This window comes from Corynebacterium sp. HMSC04H06, assembly GCF_001815935.1.
In the GTDB taxonomy this organism is placed as follows: Bacteria; Actinomycetota; Actinomycetes; order Mycobacteriales; family Mycobacteriaceae; genus Corynebacterium.
Window position 1 is genome coordinate 1 of sequence record NZ_KV823425.1, and the last position, 366, is coordinate 366.

1 pseudogene is annotated in these 366 nt (G+C 64.5%); it reads right to left on the reverse strand.

The window, feature by feature from the left end:
• A pseudogene (locus HMPREF3067_RS11240) lies at window positions 1–341 on the reverse strand (HNH endonuclease); the annotation flags it as partial.
• Window positions 342–366 lie beyond the last annotated feature (25 nt).

Consider the following 366-nt stretch of genomic DNA (forward strand, 5'->3'; position numbering starts at 1 on the left):
TCCCCGGTGATGGAGAAAGTGCTGGGCCCGCCCTTGCGGCGGATAACGCGTACGCCTTCGGCGGGTGGGGCCGGACGGTTGAGCTCCAAGACTTTTTGGTTGGCAAGGCGGCGCAGGTGTGTGGTGGTGCCGGGGGTGGTGCACAGTTCGATGAGCATGTCCCAGGCGTCGTTTTGGTTGCGCACCCGGCGGAAGGCACTGTCCAACACCAGCAAAGTATCCAGGTGGTGGCCCTGAGAAGCGGCGGCTTTCCGGGCGGTGGCCTGCTTCCTGGTATAGGACGTTGTCCCGAAAAACGTTTGGCACGCGCGGTGCTGTGCGGCTGCGGCAACATCCGACATGACAGCCTTGAGGGCGGGCAGGCTG